Origin of the sequence: Thermomonas sp., assembly GCF_025993755.1 — a bacterium.
GTDB lineage: Bacteria > Pseudomonadota > Gammaproteobacteria > Xanthomonadales > Xanthomonadaceae > Thermomonas.
This window is the reverse complement of the sequence record NZ_JAMQHN010000171.1, coordinates 1-20,852: the sequence shown is the minus strand read 5'-3', so window position 1 is coordinate 20,852 and position 20,852 is coordinate 1. Positions and strand designations below refer to the sequence as shown.

At 66.9% G+C, this 20,852-nt stretch carries 18 protein-coding genes and 3 pseudogenes; 5 read left to right on the top strand and 16 right to left on the bottom strand.

The features are described 5' to 3' along the window. Positions 1 to 683, bottom strand: a pseudogene (locus tag Q0X16_RS12620) (phosphoenolpyruvate carboxykinase); the annotation flags it as partial. 63 nt (positions 684 to 746) lie between these two features. Next, complete coding sequence (locus Q0X16_RS12615) at positions 747 to 1,322, bottom strand: TetR/AcrR family transcriptional regulator (RefSeq protein WP_297835034.1); 576 nt, start codon at positions 1,320 to 1,322, stop codon at positions 747 to 749. Positions 1,323 to 1,503: 181 nt separating this feature from the next. On the opposite strand from Q0X16_RS12615, the gene Q0X16_RS12610 reads away from it, so the two are divergent. Beyond that, complete coding sequence (locus Q0X16_RS12610) at positions 1,504 to 3,978, top strand: acyl-CoA dehydrogenase (protein ID WP_297835036.1); 2,475 nt, start codon at positions 1,504 to 1,506, stop codon at positions 3,976 to 3,978. 12 nt (positions 3,979 to 3,990) lie between these two features. Here Q0X16_RS12610 and Q0X16_RS12605 read toward each other — a convergent pair whose 3' ends face one another. Together Q0X16_RS12605 and Q0X16_RS12600 are read right to left on the bottom strand one after the other, a co-directional pair. After that, positions 3,991 to 4,338, bottom strand: a complete 348-nt coding sequence (locus Q0X16_RS12605) for a DUF1304 domain-containing protein (RefSeq protein WP_297835031.1) — start codon at positions 4,336 to 4,338, stop codon at positions 3,991 to 3,993. After that, a complete protein-coding gene (locus Q0X16_RS12600; protein WP_297835029.1) occupies positions 4,335 to 5,687 on the bottom strand; it encodes an MFS transporter in 1,353 nt (450 codons plus the stop codon). The genes Q0X16_RS12605 and Q0X16_RS12600 overlap by 4 nt, the downstream gene beginning before the upstream one ends. 167 nt (positions 5,688 to 5,854) lie before the next feature. On the opposite strand from Q0X16_RS12600, the gene Q0X16_RS12595 reads away from it, so the two are divergent. Then, entirely contained in the window at positions 5,855 to 7,447 is a 1,593-nt protein-coding gene (locus Q0X16_RS12595) for a choline dehydrogenase (protein WP_297835026.1), read from the top strand. 249 nt (positions 7,448 to 7,696) lie between these two features. Here the strand turns inward: Q0X16_RS12595 and Q0X16_RS12590 are convergent, their stop codons facing one another. Next, positions 7,697 to 9,661, bottom strand: a complete 1,965-nt coding sequence (locus Q0X16_RS12590) for a M48 family metallopeptidase (RefSeq protein ID WP_297835023.1) — start codon at positions 9,659 to 9,661, stop codon at positions 7,697 to 7,699. A gap of 32 nt (positions 9,662 to 9,693) precedes the next feature. Then, a complete protein-coding gene (locus Q0X16_RS12585; protein ID WP_297835020.1) occupies positions 9,694 to 10,290 on the bottom strand; it encodes a LemA family protein in 597 nt (198 codons plus the stop codon). Positions 10,291 to 10,372: 82 nt separating this feature from the next. Between Q0X16_RS12585 and Q0X16_RS12580 the strand changes: the two genes are divergently transcribed. Further along, positions 10,373 to 11,707 carry a serine hydrolase domain-containing protein gene (locus Q0X16_RS12580; RefSeq protein WP_345780303.1) on the top strand — a complete coding sequence of 445 codons (1,335 nt, stop codon included), beginning with the start codon at positions 10,373 to 10,375 and terminating at the stop codon, positions 11,705 to 11,707. 158 nt (positions 11,708 to 11,865) lie between these two features. Here Q0X16_RS12580 and Q0X16_RS12575 read toward each other — a convergent pair whose 3' ends face one another. The 10 genes and pseudogenes from Q0X16_RS12575 to Q0X16_RS12530 all read right to left on the bottom strand — a co-directional run. Then, positions 11,866 to 12,216 (bottom strand): histone H1-like repetitive region-containing protein, encoded by a 351-nt coding sequence (locus Q0X16_RS12575; protein ID WP_297835019.1) that lies wholly within the window; start codon positions 12,214 to 12,216, stop codon positions 11,866 to 11,868. Between the two features lie 14 nt (positions 12,217 to 12,230). Beyond that, the gene (locus Q0X16_RS12570) at positions 12,231 to 12,557 is read right to left on the bottom strand and encodes a hypothetical protein (RefSeq protein ID WP_297835016.1); all 327 of its coding nucleotides are present in this window, start codon (positions 12,555 to 12,557) and stop codon (positions 12,231 to 12,233) included. A gap of 79 nt (positions 12,558 to 12,636) precedes the next feature. Beyond that, positions 12,637 to 12,945 carry a hypothetical protein gene (locus tag Q0X16_RS12565; protein WP_297835014.1) on the bottom strand — a complete coding sequence of 103 codons (309 nt, stop codon included), beginning with the start codon at positions 12,943 to 12,945 and terminating at the stop codon, positions 12,637 to 12,639. A gap of 84 nt (positions 12,946 to 13,029) precedes the next feature. Next, positions 13,030 to 13,425, bottom strand: coding sequence for a glycine cleavage system protein GcvH (gcvH, locus tag Q0X16_RS12560; RefSeq protein ID WP_297835012.1), 396 nt, complete (start codon positions 13,423 to 13,425; stop codon positions 13,030 to 13,032). A gap of 56 nt (positions 13,426 to 13,481) precedes the next feature. Then, positions 13,482 to 14,582 carry a glycine cleavage system aminomethyltransferase GcvT gene (gene gcvT, locus Q0X16_RS12555; protein ID WP_297835010.1) on the bottom strand — a complete coding sequence of 367 codons (1,101 nt, stop codon included), beginning with the start codon at positions 14,580 to 14,582 and terminating at the stop codon, positions 13,482 to 13,484. A gap of 70 nt (positions 14,583 to 14,652) precedes the next feature. After that, complete coding sequence (locus tag Q0X16_RS12550) at positions 14,653 to 15,084, bottom strand: NfeD family protein (RefSeq protein WP_297835007.1); 432 nt, start codon at positions 15,082 to 15,084, stop codon at positions 14,653 to 14,655. Positions 15,085 to 15,098: 14 nt separating this feature from the next. Beyond that, positions 15,099 to 16,034 carry an SPFH domain-containing protein gene (locus tag Q0X16_RS12545; protein ID WP_297835004.1) on the bottom strand — a complete coding sequence of 312 codons (936 nt, stop codon included), beginning with the start codon at positions 16,032 to 16,034 and terminating at the stop codon, positions 15,099 to 15,101. 62 nt (positions 16,035 to 16,096) lie between these two features. Further along, a complete protein-coding gene (locus Q0X16_RS12540) occupies positions 16,097 to 16,627 on the bottom strand; it encodes a Hemin transport protein (protein WP_297835001.1) in 531 nt (176 codons plus the stop codon). 7 nt (positions 16,628 to 16,634) lie between these two features. Further along, the gene (locus tag Q0X16_RS12535) at positions 16,635 to 18,923 is read right to left on the bottom strand and encodes a TonB-dependent hemoglobin/transferrin/lactoferrin family receptor (RefSeq protein ID WP_297834999.1); all 2,289 of its coding nucleotides are present in this window, start codon (positions 18,921 to 18,923) and stop codon (positions 16,635 to 16,637) included. A gap of 120 nt (positions 18,924 to 19,043) precedes the next feature. Beyond that, positions 19,044 to 19,154 (bottom strand): annotated as a pseudogene (locus Q0X16_RS12530) (hemin uptake protein HemP); the annotation flags it as partial. A gap of 322 nt (positions 19,155 to 19,476) precedes the next feature. On the opposite strand from Q0X16_RS12530, the gene Q0X16_RS12525 reads away from it, so the two are divergent. Together Q0X16_RS12525 and Q0X16_RS12520 are read left to right on the top strand one after the other, a co-directional pair. Further along, positions 19,477 to 20,550 (top strand): GGDEF domain-containing protein, encoded by a 1,074-nt coding sequence (locus Q0X16_RS12525; protein ID WP_297834997.1) that lies wholly within the window; start codon positions 19,477 to 19,479, stop codon positions 20,548 to 20,550. A gap of 119 nt (positions 20,551 to 20,669) precedes the next feature. Next, positions 20,670 to 20,852, top strand: a pseudogene (locus Q0X16_RS12520) (MFS transporter); the annotation flags it as partial.

The following is a 20,852-nucleotide window of genomic DNA, read 5'->3' as shown; positions in this document are numbered from 1 at the left end:
CTGGCGATGCGCAGGGCGTGGCACTTCTTGCCCAGCAGGGCGTTGCCGCCGTAGCCCGAGCCGTAGGACTTGATCGTCAGTTCCTCGGGGAAGTGCATGATGAAGCGGCGGTTGGGGTCGAGTTCGCCGATGGAATGCAGGCCCTTCACGAAGCTTCCTTCGCGCTCGATCCGCGCCAGTGCCGGCGTGCCCATGCGGGTCATGATGCGCATGTTGGCGACGACGTAGGGCGAGTCGGTGATTTCGACACCGCAGCGCGACAGCGGGGAGTCGATCGGGCCCATGCAATAGGGGATGACGTACAGCGTGCGGCCTTTCATGCAGCCGTCGAACAGCGCGTCGATCTTCGCGTGCGCTTCGCTTGGCGCCATCCAGTTGTTGTTGGGACCGGCATCCTCGCGCTCGGGCGTGCAGATGAAGGTCAGGTGCTCGACGCGCGCCACGTCCTCGGGATTGGAGCGGTGCAGCCAGCAGTTCGGGTGGGTGTCCGGGTTGAGTGCGATCAGCGTGCCGTCGGCCTGCATTTGCGCGTGCAGCGCATCGCTTTCGGCCTCGCTGCCGTCGCACCAGTGGATCGCGGCGGGGCGGGTCAGCGCGGCGACTTCGGACACCCAGTCGGCCAGCGCCGGAAACGTGGTGGCGGTGCCGGTGACGGTCGGCGCGGTGTCGGGCGCTGCGGCCATGGGTGGTTCCTCCTGAAACAGGTTGCGTGTGATTGAAGAAATTTTGCGGACGCGGACGCGGAGTCAATGCCCCGGAATCAGGGTCACCGTGATGTGGTCGATGTAGCCGGCGAAATCCTCGCTCTGCTCGCGCTGCCGGAACTTGGGCAGTTCCAGCTGCAGGAAGCCAACGTACACCGCGTAGGCCATCCGCGCCCGCCGCAGCGCATCACGCTCGGCCAGGCCGGCCTGGCGGAAGGAGTCGAACAGGAAGCCGATGCGGCGCTTGAGCACGTTGTCGAGCACGGCGCGGATCGCCGGGTGCTCGGCGGCCTTGAGCAGTTCGGAATAGATGACGTGGGTCTTGGTGTGGTCGCGCACCATGTTGAACAAGGTGCGCAGCCGCTCGCTGGCATTGCTGATCGAGGCCAGCGCGCCGTAGGCCATCTGCTCGTCGCGGTCCCAGCGTTCCAGCGCCGCCTGCAGCAGGGCGTCGCGGGACGGGAAATGCCAATAGAAGCTGCCCTTGGTGACGCCGAGACGGCGCGCCAGAGGTTCGACGGCGACCGCCGCAACGCCCGATTCGGCGATCTGCTCGAGCGCCTCGCGGGTCCAGTCGTCCACGCTCAGGCGCGAGCTGCGGGTTGCGGTATCGGTCATCGGGGTTCCTGATTCCATACGGAGGCTGCACGAACAGTATGCTGAGCCATTGCTCGACTTTTGTACGTTAGAAGTTCGCAAGCCGATCACATACTGAAAGGTATGGTATTAGCGGGCGTGGCGACACGCAATGCAGCCCCGCGGCCCGTACCCATACCGGAGCCCTGACATGAGCCCCCTCTTGAACGCTTCCCTGCCCATCCTCGCCGTGCTGCTGGCATCGGCGTTTTCCGCCTACCACCGACTGCGCCTCGCGGTCTGGGCCGCGCTCACTGCCACCTTGCTGGTCGGGGCCTGGCTGCTGGGCGCCAGCCACGTCGCCACCCTGGTCGTCACCGGCATCGTGGCGCTGATCGCGCTGCCGCTGCTGATTCCGCCGCTGCGCCGCCCGCTGCTGTCGGCCCCGGCGCTGCGCTTCCTGCGCAAGGCGCTGCCGCCGCTGTCGCAGACCGAGCGCATCGCGCTGGAAACCGGTTCGGTGGGCTTCGAGGGCGACCTGTTCTCGGGCATGCCGGACTGGAACAAGCTGCTGGCCTATCCGAAGCCGCAGCTGAGCGATGAGGAACAAGCCTTCCTCGATGGCCCGGTGGAAGAGCTGTGCAAGCGCATCAACGACTGGGAAATCACCCACGTCCACGCCGACCTTCCGCCGGAGCTGTGGGACTTCATCAAATCCAACAAGTTCTTCGGGATGATCATTCCGAAGCAGTACGGCGGACTGGGCTTTTCCGCGCTGGCACACCACAAGGTGATCCAGAAGATCGCCTCGATCTCCAGCGTGGTCAGCGCCACCGTGGGCGTGCCCAATTCGCTGGGCCCGGGCGAGCTGATCAACCACTACGGCACGCAGGAGCAGAAGGACTACTACCTGCCGCGCCTGGCCTCCGGCGTCGAGGTGCCCTGCTTCGGCCTGACCGGGCCGTTCGCCGGCTCCGACGCAACCTCGATCCCCGACTTCGGCATCGTCTGCAAGGGACAGTGGAACGGCGCCAACGTGCTGGGTCTGAAGCTGACCTTCGACAAGCGCTACATCACCCTGGCGCCGGTCTCCACGCTGATCGGGCTGGCCTTCCGCATGTACGACCCGGACGGCCTGATCGGCGATACCCGCGACATCGGCATCACGCTGGCGCTGCTGCCGCGCGACACCGCCGGCGTGGACGTGGGGCGCCGCCATTTTCCGCTGAACTCGCCGTTCCAGAACGGCCCGATCCACGGCAAGGAAGTGTTCATCCCGCTCAACCAGTTGATCGGCGGCGTGGACATGGCCGGCAAGGGCTGGAACATGCTCAACGAGTGCCTGGCGGTCGGGCGTTCGATCACCCTGCCCTCCACCGCCAGCGGCGGCGCCAAGTCGGGGGCGGTCGTCACCGGCGCCTATGCGCGCATCCGCAAGCAGTTCGGGCTGTCGGTGGGCCGCTTCGAGGGCGTGGTAGAGGCGCTGGCGCGGATCGGCGGCAAGGCCTATGCCATCAGCGCGCTGTCGCAGGCCACGGCGGCGGCGGTGGACCGCGGCGACGTGCCGTCGGTGCCGTCGGCGATCGCCAAGTACCACTGCACCACCATCGCGCGCGAGATCAGCAAGGACGTGATGGACGTGATCGGCGGCAAGGGCATCATCCTCGGGCCGCACAACTTCGCCGGACGCTCGTGGCAGGCCGCGCCGATCGCGATCACGGTCGAGGGCGCCAACATCATGACCCGCAGCCTGCTGATCTTCGGGCAGGGCTCGATCCTGTGCCATCCCTACATCCTCAAGGAGATGCGCGCAGCGCAGGATCCGGATGCGAAGGCCGGGCTGGCCGCGCTGGACGAGGCGCTGTATGCCCACATCGGTGGCGCGATTTCAAACGCGGTGCGTTCGTTCTGGCTGGGCCTGACCGGTTCGCGCCTGCAAGCGACCGCAGGCGACGCCTACACCAGGAAGTTCTTCCGCAAGCTCAACCGCTACGCCGCCAACCTGGCGCTGCTGACCGACGTGTCGCTGGGCGCACTGGGCGGGCGGTTGAAGTTCAAGGAATCGCTGTCGGGCCGGCTGGGCGACGTACTCAGCCACCTGTACATGATGGGCGCGGTGCTCAAGCGCCACCACGACGAGGGCTGCCCGGAGGCTGACAAGCCGCTGCTGGCGTGGGCCTTCCACAACAGCGCCTACGAGATCGAACTGGCGCTGTCGCAGGCGCTGCGCAACTTCCCGATCAAGCCGCTGGGCTGGTTGCTGTGGCCGCTGGTGTTCCCGCTGGGCCGGCGTGCCGTGGCCCCGGGCGACCGCCTGTCGCACCGTGTCGCCAACGTGCTGATGAACCCCAATGAGGCCCGTGAACGGCTGGCGCAGGGCGTGTTCCTGACCCCCGGCGCGCACAACCCGGGCGGCCGCATCAACAGCTACCTGGAACAGGCCATCGCCGCCGAGCCGGTGGAGCGCAAGTTCCTGAAGGCGCTGAAGACGAAGGACATCGAGGCGCTGGATTTCGCCTCGCAGCTGGACGAAGGCGTGCGCGAGGGCTGGATCACCCAGGACGAGCGCAAGCAACTGGAAGAATTGCGGGCACTGACGCTGGACACCATCACGGTGGACGACTTCGATCCGCACGAGTTGCGCGCGGCGAGCTATTACGACACGCTCGCGCAGGAGGGGCGGCGCGCGGTGGCCTGAGGGCCGCCGTGGCTACAGAAACAGCGCGAGCAATCCCGCGATCGCGGGCAACGCCTGCACGAAGAAGATGCGCCTGTTGACCGACCACGCGCCATAGAGCCCGGCCACCACCACGCAACCAAGGAAGAACGTCGCGAACTCGCGCGAGCCGGTGCCGGCCGCGTACAGCAGGCCAGCGGCGAGGAAGCCGTTGTACAGGCCCTGATTGGCTGCCAGCACGCGGGTGGTTGCGGCCTTCTCCGGCGTGTTGCGGAATGTCTTCAGGCCCAGCGGACGGGTCCAGAGAAACATCTCCAGCACCAGGAAATACAGGTGCAGCGCGGCGACCAGAAGCAGCAGAAATGTTGCCAGCATCGTCATCGTTCGTCCTCCGTCTGGATGCGTTGGTCCGGCAGTTTCCTTGCTTCGCCCACCACCTTCCATGCCCCCAGCGTCATGCCGAGGGCGACCAGCAGCCCGGCGCCGAACACGACCTGGGAGCCAAAGCCCGACAGCAGCTTGTGCAGCCACACGAAGCTCAGGTCGCCGCCGCGGTAAACCACCGTGTCGATCGCCGCGCCGGCCTTGTAGCGCCATTCGCGCGCCACCCGCGTGTAGATGGTCTCGCGGGCCGGCTTGGACAGGCTGAATTCGCTGCCGCGGGTGACGACCTGCACCACGGCCACCAGCAGCGGCAGCGGCGAAGCGGCCAGGGCGGCGTAGCCGAGGATGATCGCGAACGCCGGCACCAGCATCGCCGGCGCGATGCCGAATCGGGACAGCAGCGCGCGGGTGACGAACAGCTGGATCATCAGGGTCAGGGCATTCACCGCCAGATCGATATTGGCGTAGTACGCGGTGGCCTGCTGCGGATCGGGATAGAACTGGCGCACGATGGCCGCCTGTTCGTTGTACAGCAGCGTCCCCACGCCGACGCCGAACACGGTCAGCACCGCCATCCAGCGCAACAGCGGCTCCTGCGCCAGTAGCTTCAGCCCCGCCAGCACCGTTCCGCCCATCGGCGTTTCCCCGCTGGAGAGCCGATGCCGCTGTTCGCGCAACACGGCATGGCGGCGCAGCCGCAGCAGGCAGACAACGCACAACACCAGGAAACCGGCCGACACCAGCATCAGGTGGGCGATGCCGATGCGCTCCACCAGCGTCCGGGTCAGGATCGGCCCGAGGATCGCCCCCAGCGTGCCGGCCGCGCCGATGTAGCCGTAGCAGCGGCGCGCATCGACGTCGCTGAAGATGTCGGCCATGAAGCTCCAGAACACCGCCACGGCGAACAGGTTGAACACCGTCACCCACAGGAAGAACGCCATCCCGCGACCCGGCACGCGGCTGTCGAACATCAGGTAGAACAGCAGCAGGGTGACGATGAAGAACCCGTAAACCACCGGCAGGAACACCCGCCGCGGCCAGCGGCTGACCAGCCAGCCGTACACCGGCTGCAGCGCCAGCATGATCAGGAAGGTGCAGGTGAACAGCACCTGCAGCTGCAGTTCCTTGAGGGCAACCCCATGGCCGGCGAAAAACGCGACCATCGCCGGCGGGAACAGCGTCGTGACATCGTTGGAGGCGCCCATCGCCTCACGCACCGGCCTCAGCACGTAATAGCCGGTGAGCAGGCAGAAGAAATAGAGGAACGACCACAGCAGCGGCGGCGAGTCGCCCAGCGCGGCTTTGAAGCGGCCGATGCGACCGGATCCGGCAGTGCTGTCGATCATGGGTGCCCGGGTCACGGCAAGCTGGAAGGCGTCACGTTAACCGCAGGCAGGCCTCTTTTGCCAGCGCCCGCAGCGACAGCGTTGGCCGCAACGCGCCCGAGCCGAGCATTTGCTCTAGTCTCCGGGCATAGTTTCGGGATTCGATCCACGATGCGCGGACGGCGGCATTGGCCACGGCATACGACTACATCATCATCGGTGCCGGCTCGGCCGGCTGCGTGCTCGCCAACCGCTTGAGCGAAGACCCATCGGTCAAGGTGCTGCTGCTGGAAGCCGGCGGCCGCGACTGGCATCCCTTCGTCCACATGCCCGCCGGGCTGGCCAAGATCGCCGGGCTCACGTCGATCAACTGGGACTACATCACCGAACCGCAGCCGCAGCTGGGCGGACGCCGACTGTGGTGTCCGCGCGGCAAGCTGCTGGGCGGTTCCAGCTCGATCAACGCCATGTGCTACATCCGCGGCGTGCCCGCCGACTACGACGAATGGGCCGCGCGCGGCGCGACCGGCTGGCACTGGGACAACGTGTTGCCCTGTTTCCGCAAGGCCGAGCGCAACAGCCGCGGTGCCGATGCCTTCCACGGCGGCGACGGTCCGCTGTCGGTCTCCGACCTGCGCTACGTCAATCCCCTCAGCCACGCCTTCGTCGAAGCGGGGCAGCAGGCCGGACTGGCCCCGAATCCGGACTTCAACGGCGCGCGGCAGCAGGGCGTCGGGCTGTACCAAGTGACGCAAAAGGACGGCGCGCGCTGCTCGACCGCCGTCGGCTATCTCGATCCGGTGAAGTCGCGCCCGAACCTGCGCGTCCACACCGGCGCGCCGGTCGAACGCATCACCTTCGACGGCCGTCGCGCCAGCGGCGTCGCCTGCTCGCAGGGCGGCCGGGAACTTCGTTTCACCGCCACCCGCGAAGTATTGCTGTGCGGCGGCGCGATCAATTCCCCGCAGACCCTGATGCTGTCCGGCATCGGTCCGGCCGACGCGCTGCGCCGGCTCGGCATCGACGTGCGCGTGGACGCGCCCGACGTCGGCGGCAACCTGCAGGATCACCTCGACGTCACCACCCTGCAGCACTGCACGCAGCGCGTCAGCTACGACCGCGTCAGCGAGGTCAAGACCGCGGTGCAGTACTTCCTTGGCGGCCACCGCGGCCCCGGCACCAGCAACATTGCCGAGGGCGGGGCGTTCTGGCGCTCTCCGCTGGCGACCGACGAGCGCGCGGATATCCAGCTGCACTTCATCCCGGCAATGATCGACGACCACGGCCGCAACCGCCTGCCCGGCGACGGCTACACCATGCACGCCTGCTTCCTGCGCCCGCGCAGCCGTGGCCGGGTGGAGCTGACCGGCGCCCGCGCGTCCGACAAGCCGCGGATCGACCCGAACTATCTCGGCGATCCGGAAGGCTTCGACCTCAAGGTCATGCTCGAATGCGCCAAGCTGTCGCTGGAGGTGTTTGCGCAGAAGGCCTTCGACCCCTACCGCGGCGACTGGATCTTCCCGCCGCAGCAGCCGCGCGGCGAGGCCGACCTGATCGAATTCGTGCGCAGCCGCGCCGAAACCGTGTACCACCCGGTCGGCACGTGCCGGATGGGCAGCGACGACACCGCCGTGGTGGACCCACAGCTGCGAGTCAACGGCGTCGAGGGCCTGCGCGTGATCGACGCCTCGGTCATGCCCAACCTGCCCGGCGGCAACACCAACGCGCCGACGATCATGATCGCCGAGCGCGCCGCGGAGTTGATTCTCGCGGCGGCATGACATAACAGCGGAGAGCAGAGCAAAGATCTCTGACGCGGATTGACGCGGATAAAATCCGATTGAAATTTTGATCCGCGTCTTCCGCGTTCATCCGCGTCAGAAAGCTCTTTGACTTCGCATCAACGCCACACCCTGGAGTCAGGGTCTCTGCTGCGGATTGGCGCGGACAAAATCCGATTGAACGCTTGATCCGCGTCTTCCGCGTTCATCCGCGTCCAAAAGCCCTTTACCCCGTACCACTCACACCACTTACCCTTGCGGCCGCCCGACCGACTCCAGCATCGGCGGCAGCGGGCAGTGCAGCACCCCGCAGATCGTGCGCAACAGCTCGGCTTCGGCGACGTTGACCCGGCCGTCGCTGGCGATGGTTTCAGTGACGGCCTCGACCATGACCTGCTTGGCCAGCGGATCCAGCGCATCCAGCGGCCCCCAGACCGCGTCCAGCGCCGCGACCCCATTGGCCGGCGGCGCATAGGGCAGCACGTCGTGCGGCAGCACCCGCTGCATCCCGGCCAGATACGCACGGCGGGCGGAGGCATCGTCGTCGTTGCCGCAGCGCGCCACCACCGCCAGCAGGGTGGCGAATTCCTGCCGCACGTTGCCGGGCTTGCGACGGCCGAACTGGGCGTAGCGCCCGGGATCGAGCGCTTCGCGCACCTGCACGGTCAGCAGCTTGCCGAGGCAATACTCGAACAGGGATAGCGCTCCGTCGGCGTCGGTCAGCGCCCGTACCGCGTCGAGGAAGGCCTCAAGCCGTGGGCGCGGGCAGAGCCGCAGCGCGGGGAATGCCAATGACGCCAGCGGCAGGCGCAACATCGGATGCAAGCCCCGCAGCCGCTGTTCGCGCAACGTCACCGCCTGCTCGCCGATCGGCTGGCCCAGCCGCGTGTTCACCTCGGCCAACTGGTGCGCCCGAACCTGCGCGTCGTCGTCGAGCAGCAACGCCAGCAGCAGCGCAATCACCGCCTCGCGGTCGCGCGCGAGCGCGCGCAGGGGCTCGGGCATCGCCGCCATGATCGCGCTCGCGCGGAGATAGTCTTCGGAGTCCGGGGTGGCGACCTGGGCGGCCACGTCGGCCGCCGCGAGACGCACCTGCGCTCCGGTTCCGGGCAGCGGCGGCGGACCGGAAGCGGCGGACGCCATCGTCGGCAAAGGCGGTGGCGCGACACCCGTTCGCAGCGTCGCCGCCTCGCCTTCGCCCACCAGCCCGAGCTGCACGTCCTCGCCCAACCCATCCGGCGGCGCCAGCATCCAGCGCGCCTTCAGCGCATCCAGGGCGTCGGCGCCGAAGCCCGGTTCAAGCGCGCGAATCCGCTCCAGCAGCGGCGGATGGGTGGCGAACAGTCCGGAGAACCCGAGCCCTTCCCCGAACAGCATGTGGCTGACTTCCTCGGCCTTGCTGCGTTGATCGAACCGCGAGCCCCCGGCAACGCCGGCGATTTTCTTCAGCGCCCCGGCCAGCCCTGCGGTCTGACGCGTGAACTGCACGGCGGTGGCATCGGCCAGCCGCTCGCGCGAACGGCTGATGCCGGCCTTGATCATCCGGGCGAGAAACAGCCCGAGGTAGCCGACCAGCATCATGGTCAGCGTCACCAGCAGGACGAGCAAAGCCCCCGACCCTCGAAAGCGTCCATATTCCAGGACCTTGCGAGCGATCAGGCCCACCATCAGGATCCCGAACAGCACGCCGATCATGCGCAGGTTCAGCCGCATGTCGCCGTTGAGGATGTGGCTGAACTCGTGGGCGATCACGCCCTGCAGTTCATCGCGATTGAGCCGGTCCAGCGCCCCGCGCGTCACCGTCACCGCGGCATCGGCCGGCGTGAACCCGGCGGCGAAGGCGTTGATGCCGGCCTCGCCTTCCATGACGTACAGGCGCGGTATCGGCAACGCCGAGGCAATGGCGATCTCCTCGACCACGTTGCGCAGCCGCCGCAGCGACGGATCGCGGGTATCGAGGGGCACCTCGGTCGCCCCCATCTGCTCGGCCACCGCCCGACCGCCGCCGCCGAGACTCCTGATCCGCCAGGCGGAACCCGCCCCGATCACCAGCAGCACCAGCAGGCTGGTCAGCGCCAGTACGCCCGGATGCGGCAGGAACACGAACACGATCGCATCGACCGCCGCCACGATCCCGGCGACCGCCAGGCCAAACAACAGCACCAGTCGCGATGAGCTCCTGCGCGCCTGTGCCTGTCGTTCGAAGAAGTTCATGGCGGGACGGCCGCTGCGAGACGACTACCCTCCTAGAACTCCACCTTGGGCGCAGCCCGCACCTGCGCCTGCTGGTCGGCGGAAATTTCCAGCAGCGATGCCTGCTGGAAGCCGAACATTCCGGCGAACACGCTGTTGGGGAATATCTCGCGCAGGTTGTTGAAGTGCATCACGGCGTCGTTGAAGGCCTGGCGGGCGAAGGCGACCTTGTTCTCGGTGCTGGTCAGCTCTTCGGTGAGCTGCATCATGTTCTGGTTGGCCTTCAGGTCCGGATAGGCCTCGGCCACGACCATCAGTCGTCCCAGAACGCCGTTGAGCTGACCCTGGGTCGCTGCCAGCGCGGCCATCGCTTCCGGATCGCCCGGATTGGCCTTGGCGGCGGCCAGCCCACCCTGCGCAGCCGAACGGGCGGCGATCACGGATTCCAGCGTTTCGCGCTCGTGCGCCATGTACTTCCTGGCGACTTCGACCAGGTTCGGAATCAGGTCGAAGCGGCGTTGCAGCTGCACGTCGATCTGGGCGAACGCGTTCTTGAACGCATTGCGCGCGACGACAAGACCGTTGTAAACCTGCACCGCCCACAGGACGACCGCCGCAATGATCGCCAGAAAAATCAGGATTGCCCACATGATGCGTTCCCCCGAATGTTCAGCACATGGAATCAGGCGCTAGAATCGCTGCACAACCGCAGCATACCCGAGGGCGGGACCCATGCATGAACGAACCCTCCGGCAGGTCTGGCGCGCAGGGCTGATCGCCAGCCTGCTTCCCCTCGCGCTGGGCTCTTCGGCGCAAACCACTCCGCAGTGGAACGGACGCCCGCTCCAGATGGCGCCAACGAATCCCGCGACGCCGGCGGTTCAGCCTCCGGTTCGCCTCGACATCGCCGACTACGAAGCGATCGCGGCCGCGATGACCGCCGACGGCAAGCTGCCCGGCATGGCGATGGCGATCGTGCAGGGCGGACAGGTTCTCAGCGCGCGCGGCTACGGCGTCACCGACGTCAACAACCCGCAGCCGGTCGATGCGCATACCGTGTTCCGGCTTGCCTCGCTGTCCAAGGCCTTCGCCGCCACCGTCACCGGGCTGCTGGTGAACGACGGCGTGCTGCGCTGGGACAGCCACCTGACCGATTACGTCCCGGCGTTCCGGATGTCCCAGCCCGGCGCCGCCGAACGACTCACCGTGGCCGACATCCTCAGCCATCGCACCGGTCTGGAGCGCAACACCTTCGACCGCGACATCGAACGCAACGCCGACTACCACGTGCTGACGGCCGAACTGGCCGGTGCGCCGATGCAGTGCGAACCCGGCACCTGCTACGCCTACCAGAACGTCGCCTTCAGCCTGATCGGCGACATCGTGTTCGCGGCCACAGGACGCTTCTACAGCGAAGCCGTCACCAGCCGGATCTTCAAGCCGCTGGGCATGAACGACGCCAGCTACGGCCTGGAAGGCATCACCGCCAGCGCCCGCTGGGCACGACCGCACGTGCGCAGCGGCAGCGGTTGGTCCTCGCAGACGCCCAAGCCGACCTACTACCGGGTGGCGCCGGCCGCCGGCGTCAACGCCAGTGTCAGCGACATGGCGCAGTGGCTGATCGCCCAGACGGGGCACCGTCCCGACGTCCTGCCCGCGCCGCTGCTCGCCACCCTGCACGCACCGCTGGTGGAGACCCCGGGGGAAACCAAGGTCGCCTCCTGGCGACGCTCGCGCCTGACCGCCGCCAGCTATGCGCTCGGCTGGCGCGATTACAATTATTCCGGACACGACGTGATCTTCCACGGCGGCGCCGTCCAGGGCTATCGCGCAGTGATCGCCATGCTGCCCGAGCGCGACCTGGGCGTGGTGATCCTGTGGAATTCCGAAAGCGCGCTGCCGAGCGCGCTGCTGCCGACGATCCTGGACGATGCCCTGGGCATCCAGGGCGGTGAATGGCTGGACGATCCATCCTACGGACCGACCGCGAGCGCGATCTACGCCCGCCGCCGAGCCACGACACCCAACGGCGTCGACTCGTCCTCGTCCAGGGCATCGCCGCCCTGAGATGAGCGCCCCGGGGCGCCCCGCGCCGGGGCGCGAAGCATCCCTGACCTGAGCACGGAACGGGCGAAAAAAGAAACCCCTCCCGCCTGGGCAACGGGAAGGGTCTTTCAGTGTCTTGCTGACGCCGGAACCGGACGTGCCGGAACCGGTCTGTGGTCTTACATCGTAGGCGCGGGGTTCGCCGGCATCGCTGCCGGCTTGGCCTTCTTCGCGGCCTTCTTGGCAGCCGGCTTCTTCGCAGCCGGCTTCTTCGCAGCAGCCTTCTTGGCAGCCGGCTTCTTCGCAGCTGCCTTCTTGGCAGCCGGTTTCTTCGCAGCGGCCTTCTTGGCAGCCGGCTTCTTCGCAGCAGCCTTCTTGGCAGCCGGCTTCTTGGCAGCAGGCTTCTTCGCCGCCGGCTTCTTGGCGGCTTTCTTCGCCGCCGGCTTCTTGGCAGCGGCCTTCTTCACGGTCTTCTTCGCCGCCGGTTTCTTGGCGGCGGGCTTCTTCGCAGCAGCTTTCTTAACGGCCATGGTATGGCTCCTCGTCAATGGGTAAATCGGTAACGCCCAGTTGCGAAAGACACCGCGGGTATCGGACCCGCGATCGACCGCCGGCGCGCCTCGCGCGCCGGAACGGATGCTGTGCCGACGCGCAAGCGCGAACGGCGAATCTGCTGCCATTGGCCATGAGCCATCCGACCCGACGCTGCATCGCCTTCCGGCGAATCGCCAAAATCGTGGATGCCCGAGGCTGGGAAATCCGACATCACTGCATCGCGAAAATTCGAGTGACGATGCATCGGCGCCCACCCGGCAACGTTCGTGGTGGTGGCGCTGCTGATGCTGTTCGTCATCGTGTCGTGTCTGGTCACGCGCTTCCGCAGTCGTCGTCTGCTGGACGAAACCTAATCACGCTTTTTTCACGTGTCAACAATCTTTTGCAAAGTTTTTTCAGCACACGTCGAGGCCGATGGCGTCGCGCACGCGCGGACCTGCGTCCAACGCATCGGAAGCAACGTGCGACATCGCATCAACCGCATCGACGCAGGGCGCTGCGCGCAAGCAGCAATGCGGGTTCCAGCCCGACGTTGATTTTTTTCGAAAGCGCATCGCGACGCGTCGACGCGACTTCGATCGCGTAGCGCGGGCAACGAAGTCGATCGACTCCGGTTCGACCAGCGCGCGCAAAATTTCGCGTTGCACAAGCCCGTTTGCGCGAACATTGCGCGAACTTTTCGTGGCGTTGCGCAGCGATCGCACGTTCCGACACGCCCGGACGCGCGACCGAAAAGAAAAAACCCGCGGCGCTTCCGCCGCGGGTTCGATGTCGCCAGAGGTCTGGCCTCAGTGCTCGTCTTCTTCCAGCAACTCGGCGTAACCGTCGGCGTCGAGCAGTTCGTTGAGCTGGTCGGCGTCCTCGAGTTCGACCACGAACATCCAGCCGTCGCCGTAAGCGTCCTCGTTGATGGTCTCCGGCTTGTCGGCCAGCGCGGAATTGACCTCGACCACCTTGCCCGAAATCGGCGCATAGACGTCGGAAGCCGCCTTCACCGATTCGACCACCGCGCAGGCGTTGCCTGCCTCGATGCGGTCGCCGACGTTGGGCAGTTCCACGTAGACCAGATCGCCCAGCAGGCCCTGGGCATGGTCGGAAATGCCGATCGTGGCCTTGCCATCACCTTCCACCCGCACCCATTCGTGGGATTTGTGGAACTTGAGGTCGCCGGGGATCTCGCTCATGGGACGTGCTCCTGTGGAACGCTGGGTGGGGTTGGATGGAAAGTCTATCGAAACTTTCAGACGCCGGGCTGGACGACGTTCTCGCGGACGAACGGGAACTTGACGATGCGCACCGGGACCTCGCGGCCGCGGATGTCCACGCGCACCGCACCGATCGCGCCGGACGGCACGCGGGCGAAGGCGATCGCCTTGCCGATCGTGGGCGAGAACGTGCCCGAAAGAATCTCGCCCTCGCCGGCCTCGGTCAGCACCTTCTGCCCATGCCGCAGCACGCCCTTTTCATCCATCACCAGACCGAGCATCTGGCGCGGCACGCCCGCCGCCTTCTGTGCCTCCAGTGCGGCGCGGCCGATGAAATCGCGGCCTTCGTCCAGCGCCACCGTCCAGGCCAGCGCCGCTTCCCACGGGGTGACGGACTCGTCCATGTCCTGCCCGTACAGGTTCATGCCGGCCTCCAGCCGCAGGGTGTCGCGCGCGCCCAGGCCGGCCGGTTTGACGCCCGCCTCCAGCAGCGCGTTCCAGAACGTGGCGATGTCGTCGTTGGTAAGGATGATTTCGAAACCGTCCTCGCCGGTATAGCCGGTGCGGGCGATGAACAGCTCGGCGCCAGCCGCCGACTTGGCCTTGCGCGCGGAAAAACGCGCCAGCTTCATGATCGGCTCGCGCTCGCCTTCGGCCAGCAGTCCGGCCACGCGATCGCGCGCATTCGGTCCCTGCACGGCAACGATGCCCAGCTCCGGCCGTTCGCGCACGTGGACGTCGAAGGCCCGCGCCTGCGCGGTGAGCCAGGCGAGGTCCTTGTCGCGGGTGGACGCATTGACCACCATCCGGAACCACGATTCGGTCATGAAATAGACGATCAGGTCGTCGATCACGCCGCCGTGCGGATTGAGCATGCACGAGTACAGGGCCTTTCCCGGCTTCTGCAGCTTGTCGATCGAATTGGCCAGCAGGTGGCGCAGGAAGGCGCGCACGCGCGGGCCGGCCAGATCCACCACGGTCATGTGGCTGACGTCGAACATCCCGGCATCGCGCCGCACCTGATGGTGTTCGTCGATCTGCGAACCGTAGTGGATCGGCATGTCCCAGCCACCGAAGTCGACCATCTTGGCGCCGAGCGCACGGTGGATCGGATTGAGGACGGTCTGCTGGGTCATGGCGGTTCTATCGACGTGGGGGCCCGATAGTTTACGGTGTCGCGCGCAGAGTGCTTCCCCGCCAAGCGGCTCAGACCGGCTCGACGGTCAGGGTCATGGCGTCGCCGCCAACGATCCGGACCTGGGTTCCGGCCGGCAGCTCGGGCCCGGTGACATCCCAGAAGGCGTCCGCGATCTGCACCCGTCCGCGACCGTCGACGATGGCGCGGTCCAGGGCCACCACCCGCCCGATCAGCGCGGCCGTGCGCCGGTTCAGCGCCGGCTGGTCGCTCGGGCGTTCACGTTTGCGGAACCAGCGCTGGTAGACCTGGATCGACACGAAGCTGAGCACCACGAAGACGCCCACCTGGACCAGCAGCGGGATGCCAGGCACCAGCAGGACGATTGCGAACACCGCCGCCGCAGCCAGCCCGAGCCAGAGCATGAAGGCGCCCGGCGCCATCGCCTCCGCCGCGAACAGCAGCAACGCGACCGCCGCCCAGGCGAATACGTCCCAGCGCATGGCCGCCCTCCGACTTACTTGAGCGCGGGCGGCTGGACCGCCTGGCGCTGCAGGGCATCCTTGGCCAACTCGCCAATGCCGGCCAGCGAACCGATGATGCCGGAGGATTCCATCGGCATCATCACGAATTTCTGGTTGGGCGCCTCGGCCAGCGACTTGAACGCCTCGATGTATTTCTGGGCGACGAAGTAGTTGATCGCCTGCACGTTGCCGCCGGCGATCGCGTCCGACACCATCTGGGTCGCCTTGGCTTCGGCCTCGGCCAGGCGCTCGCGCGCTTCCGCCTCGCGGAACGCGGCTTCCTTCTGGCCTTCCGCCGACAGGATCGCCGACTGCTTCTCGCCCTCGGCGCGCAGGATCTGCGCCTGCCGCAGGCCCTCGGCTTCGAGGATGTTGGCGCGCTTCTCGCGCTCGGCCTTCATCTGCCGGGCCATCGAATCCACCAGATCGCGCGGCGGCTGGATGTCCTTGAGCTCGATGCGGTTGACCTTGATGCCCCAGGGATGGGTGGCCTCGTCGACCGCGTGCAGCACCTTGGTGTTGATCTCGTCGCGCTTGGACAGCGATTCGTCGAGGTCCATCGAACCGATCGCGGTACGGATGTTGGTCATCACCAGATTGAGGATCGCGACTTCCAGCTGGGCCACCTCGTAGGCGGCCTTGGCGGCATCGAGCACCTGGAAGTAGACCACGCCGTCGACCTTGACCACGGCGTTGTCCTTGGTGATGACGTCCTGGCTGGGCACGTCCATCACCTGCTCCATCATGTTGATCTTGCGCCCGACGCCATAGGCCACCGGCATCAGGAAGTGCAGGCCCGGCCCCATGGTGTGGGTGTAGCGGCCGAAGCGCTCCACCGTCCACTCGTAGCCCTGCGGCACCATCCGCACGGTCTTGAACAGGAGGATGACGCCGGCGAACAGCAGAATGAGCGCGAGAAAGAAGGCCATGGAAATCTTCCGAAACGGGGCACCCTGAAAGTATAAGGCAACACCGCGCCGCGCCCGTGCCGCTAGGCGCCTGCCGGCATTCCACCATAGTGGACATCAGCCAGCGTGGAGCAGTCCGCGCCCTCACGGCAGGCAATCCGGCACGCGAATTCGGTCCCGCAGACCGACAACCGAGGCAGGCTGGCCGCCAGCAGCGGCACGCCCGCGCCTCCCGCCCCACCCGGCAGTGCGTGGAGGCGCAGCACGCTGGCGCGCCAGGCCGGACCGCCCAGCCGCCCCGCCAGCCGCAGCCAGAGGCGTTCGCCGAGGCCCGGCTCCGGCTCCGCCGCGCAGCACTCCGGCAACGCCTCGACCAGCTGTTCCCATGCCAGGAAATCGGTGTCCGGCAACAAATACAGGCGCCAGCAGCAGCGGCCTTCGTCATCGAAGAACTGCATGTTCTGGCACAGGCCATCGCTATCCAGCACGCTTTCGCAACGGCCGCAGGCGGCCTGCGCCCAGCCACTCAGCTCGCCACCCGCCTGGGACCGGTACAGACACAGCACCGGGCCGAGCGCGGCGAGTTGCCGTGGATGCGGCAAGCCGGACGGCATGACCGGACTACCAGCCCACCTGCAGCGAAGCGGACACGCTGCGGCCCGGCGCGGTAAAGCGATCCAGAACGGCGCTGGTGGAACCGGCAAGCGGTACGTCCCCGGACGCCCAGTAGCGGCGATCCGCGAGATTGCGGATGCCGACGTTGAGCTTCACCCGCGATCCCAGGTTCCAGTGCGCGTACAGATCGAACACGCCGTAGCCGGGCGAGACGAAATACGAGGTGCCCGCCGGTGCTGACGGCATGCGGTCGCGGCGGCCGGCAAAGCGCCCCGCCAGTTCCACGCCCCAGTTGTCGGCGTCATAGGCCAGTCCCAGCGTGGCGGTCAACGGATCGACCGTTTCCAGCGGTTCGCCGGCGCTGCGATCGTTGCCTCGCGACCACGCCGCCGCGCCGCGCAGCGACCAGCCCGCCAGCGCATCGGACAGCGCACCCAGCTCCACGCCCGCCTTCAGCTCGACGCCGTGGATGCGCGCGTCGGCCACGTTCTGCGACTGGTAGACCATCAGCCCCTGCGCGTTGAAGCCGGTGAACACGAACGACTCGATGAAGTCGCGGTAGCGGTTGTCGTAGACGCTCAGGCTGGCGTAGGCGGTCGGGCCGGAATAGCGCAGGCCCAGCTCGAAGCCGTTGCTGGTTTCCGGCTTCAGGTTGGGATTGGCGATCGCGGTGTAGCCGAACTGGACGTTGGTGAAACCGATGTTGACGTCGGCGTAGGGCGGCGAGCGGAAGCCGCGCGCGTAGCCGCCGAACAGCGACCAGTCTTCGCTGAAATGCCAGACCACGCCGAACTTGGGCGACACGCTGGTCTTGGTCAACCCGCTCAGCGTCACGCCGGGGTTGTCGCCGGCAAAGATGGCGTCCATGTGCGGGGTCAGCCTGTAGTGGTCAACCCGCAGCGCCGGCACCAGCCGCAGCGCGCCGTCTGCCAGTGCGATCTCGTCCTGGAAATACGCCGCCACGTTGGCGGTGGTGCTGAGCGGGAAGTCGCGCACCGGGAAGTTGTCAGGCGCCATGTTCGTCGTGCTCGCACCGGTCAGCGGATAGCTGCGCAACCCGTCGCGACGCTGCGCGGTGCGGGTGCGCACCATGTCCAGGCCCCAGGCCAGGTCGTGGTGCGCCGACCCGATTTCCAGCGCCTTGCGGAAGTTGGCCTGCAGCCCGACCTCGCGCTGATCGAAGTGGAACCAGCGCTCGCGCACGTCCTGCAGGGTCGGCGGCGGCAGCGTGCGCTCCTCGATGGTGTACTGGGTGGTGGTGCTCTTCTGGGTGTAGATCTGCCAGTCGATGCTGTCGACAAAGCGGTTCTGGAAATCGATCCGGTGCGCCAGCGACACCCGCGTGCGGCGCTGCCCGTCGTTGGCGCCTACCCGCGTGTTGTTGGCACCGGTCAGCGCCTGCACACCCTGCGAGGTCAGCATTTCGGTGTCGGCGTTGTCCTCGTTGCCTTCCACGGTCAGCGTGAAGCGCTGCGCCGCGCTGGGCGCGAACACCAGCTTGCCGAGCAGGCTGCGTCCGTCGCGGTCTTGTGGATTTGGCCGGGTGCGCGTCGCGCCCGCACCGCCGATTTCGCCCTGATTGCGCGTCTCGTGCCCCTGGCGGTGGTTGAACGCCAGCATGCCCGACCAGCGCTCGCCGCCGAACGCAGCGGTGGCGCCCACCGAAAATCCGTTCCACTCGCCGTCGTAGCCGAGCTTGAAGCCAAAATAGGCATCCTTGCCGTCCTCCAGATAATCCGAAGGGTCCTTGGTGATGAACGACACCGTACCGCCCAGCGCGTCCGAGCCGTACAGCGAGCTGGTCGGGCCGCGCACCACCTCGACCTGCTTGAGAGTGTCGAGGTCGACGAAGTTGCGGTTGGCGCTGGAGAAGCTGCCGATGGAAAACGCATCCGGCACCGCAATGCCGTCGGTCTGGATGCGCACACGGTTGCCTCCCAGCCCGCGGATGCGGATGTCGCCGATGCCGAAGCGGCCAAAGCTGTTGCCGACGCTGATGCCCGGTTCGTAGCGGAACAGATCCTTCAGGTTCTGGACCAGATGCTTGTCCATCTGATCGCGGTCGATCTCGTCCACGGTATTGGGCACGTCGATCAGCGCGCGCTCGGTGCGGGTGGCGGTGACGACCACTCGGTCGAACGCCTTGACGTCGTCATCCAGCCCGGCATCGACGGTATCGACAGCGACGTCGGCCGGGCGATCGGCAGGCGCAGCGACAGGGCTGGCGTGGGCAAGAGTCGGGGCGAAAACAACGAGCGCGGCGGACAGCGCAATGGACAACGGATGCAAACGCATGAGTATTCCAGGGAAGGTTGAAGGGCTCGCTGGCTTGCGCGTGCGCTGGCTGGCTGGAGGGGTTGTCGAAAGCTTCGGTGCGTCGTGGCCGTCAGTTCGGCCTTGACTCGCCGGGGAAAATCATTTGGTCAGGATCAGCTTGTCGTTGCGGGTATGACGGAGGCGATAGATCTCGTCGCCGTGACGAATCAGCACCTCGTTGCGGCCCTGCATCAGTTGCCCGCTGTCCAGCAGCACCAATGGGCACGCAGCCGGCGCAAAGGTCGCGGGAGTCGCAGGGCGACAGGTGGATTCGGAAGACGAACTGGCGGACATGACCGAACGAAAAGAGCAGGCCGCAGCGAATGATAATGATTCTCATTATGCAGTCAAGCGTTTGCGCCACGCCGGTTGCCATCGCGGCGTGGCAACGAGCGCACACCCTCGGCATGCCGGTTTGAGTCCATCCCCTTCGCGGCCTATGCTGCAGCGGAACCGGGGGGCACGCGTGGAACGTATCGGATCTGACCTTCAAGGTTTCTGGCGACGCCTGCGGGCGCCGCCCGATGCACTGATGCTGGAAGTGGGGGCAGGCGGCGAATTGCTGGTCGCCAAGCTTCGCGCCGGCTTGTCGCTTGCGCTGCTTCTGTTTCCACTGGTCAACATCGCCACTGACGAATACACGCCCGCCGAGGGCCTGGCCGGGGTCACCGGGGTGATCCTGACCGTGCTGGCGGCGCAGTTGTTGCTGATGCTGGCCCGGCAGAAACGGCGCTTCCGCTGGCTGCCATGGCTGACCACCAGCTACGACATCACCCTGACGACGCTGGTGCTGGGGATGCTGGCGATCGGTTCGTTCGCCGGCGCCCTGAACAGCATGGTGGTCTGGGCCTTCTACCTGATCGCCATCGGTATGACCGCGCTGCGCAACGACGGTCGCCTGACCCTGTACGCCGGCGGACTGGCGATGCTCCAGTACGGCCTGCTGGCGGTGCTGCTGTTCTCGTTGGCCGCCGTGCCCGACCAGCTAGCCTCCGCCGACTACGGCACCGCGCGGGTATCCAACGTGATCCAGCGGCTGCTGATGATCTCCGTCACCACCGCGGTCATGGCCATCGTGGTGTACCGGATGCAGTCGCTGGTGGAGCTGTCCGGCACCGACGGCCTGACCGGACTGCCCAACCGCACCCTGCTGAGCTACCGATTCCCGGCGCTGGCCGACGCCGCCAGCGAATCCGGCTTGTCGCTGTCGGTGGCCCTGATCGACCTCGATTATTTCCGCCGGATCAACGACGAACTCGGGCACAGCGCCGGCGACCGGGCGCTGCGCCACGTGGTGGAAGTCCTGCGCTCCGGGCTGGAGGACAAGGACTGGCTGGTGCGCCTGGGCGGCGAGGAGTTCGCGCTGGTGATGCAGCAGCCGACCGGTCGCGCCTGGGAGCGCCTGGAAACCCTGCGCCGCAGCGTCGCGGCCAACCCCTACGTCCCCGAGCCGGGCGAGCCGTCGATCCGGATGACCTTCAGCGGCGGCATTTCGAGCTGGCCGCAGGACGGCACCGAGCTGGCCCAGCTGCTGCGGCGTGCCGACCTGCGCTTGCGCCAGGCCAAGATGACTGGCCGCAATCGGGTGGTGGCGCGGGAGAATTGAGCCGGCGTTACAGGCCGTGTTGCCGCAGCCGCTGGCGGTGCAATCCGCTTGCCGCCGTCGGCGGCGATGACTAACCTGCGGCATTGGCCGCGCCACCACGGCGCCGCAAGGGAGTCCAAGTGAGCCTGAAGCTGCGCCTGATCGTGATGAACTTCCTCCAGTTCTTCATCTGGGGGGCGTGGCTGATCACCATCGGCGCCTACTGGTTCCAGCACAAGCAGTGGTCGGGAACCAGCTTCGGCGCGATCTTCTCGACCATGGGCATCTCGGCGCTGTTCATGCCGGCGTTGATGGGCGTGGTT

Bases quoted from the DNA above. Each gene is read 5' to 3' on its own strand.
- Q0X16_RS12615 (WP_297835034.1), bottom strand. From the start codon at position 1,322: ATGACCGATACCGCAACCCGCAGCTCGCGCCTGAGCGTGGACGACTGG.
- Q0X16_RS12605 (WP_297835031.1), bottom strand. From the start codon at position 4,338: ATGACGATGCTGGCAACATTTCTGCTGCTTCTGGTCGCCGCGCTGCAC.
- Q0X16_RS12600 (WP_297835029.1), bottom strand. From the start codon at position 5,687: ATGATCGACAGCACTGCCGGATCCGGTCGCATCGGCCGCTTCAAAGCC.
- Q0X16_RS12590 (WP_297835023.1), bottom strand. From the start codon at position 9,661: ATGAACTTCTTCGAACGACAGGCACAGGCGCGCAGGAGCTCATCGCGA.
- Q0X16_RS12585 (WP_297835020.1), bottom strand. From the start codon at position 10,290: ATGTGGGCAATCCTGATTTTTCTGGCGATCATTGCGGCGGTCGTCCTG.
- Q0X16_RS12580 (WP_345780303.1), top strand. From the start codon at position 10,373: ATGCATGAACGAACCCTCCGGCAGGTCTGGCGCGCAGGGCTGATCGCC.
- Q0X16_RS12575 (WP_297835019.1), bottom strand. From the start codon at position 12,216: ATGGCCGTTAAGAAAGCTGCTGCGAAGAAGCCCGCCGCCAAGAAACCG.
- gcvH (WP_297835012.1), bottom strand. From the start codon at position 13,425: ATGAGCGAGATCCCCGGCGACCTCAAGTTCCACAAATCCCACGAATGG.
- gcvT (WP_297835010.1), bottom strand. From the start codon at position 14,582: ATGACCCAGCAGACCGTCCTCAATCCGATCCACCGTGCGCTCGGCGCC.
- Q0X16_RS12550 (WP_297835007.1), bottom strand. From the start codon at position 15,084: ATGCGCTGGGACGTATTCGCCTGGGCGGCGGTCGCGTTGCTGCTGTTC.
- Q0X16_RS12545 (WP_297835004.1), bottom strand. From the start codon at position 16,034: ATGGCCTTCTTTCTCGCGCTCATTCTGCTGTTCGCCGGCGTCATCCTC.
- Q0X16_RS12540 (WP_297835001.1), bottom strand. From the start codon at position 16,627: ATGCCGTCCGGCTTGCCGCATCCACGGCAACTCGCCGCGCTCGGCCCG.
- Q0X16_RS12535 (WP_297834999.1), bottom strand. From the start codon at position 18,923: ATGCGTTTGCATCCGTTGTCCATTGCGCTGTCCGCCGCGCTCGTTGTT.
- Q0X16_RS12525 (WP_297834997.1), top strand. From the start codon at position 19,477: ATGCTGGAAGTGGGGGCAGGCGGCGAATTGCTGGTCGCCAAGCTTCGC.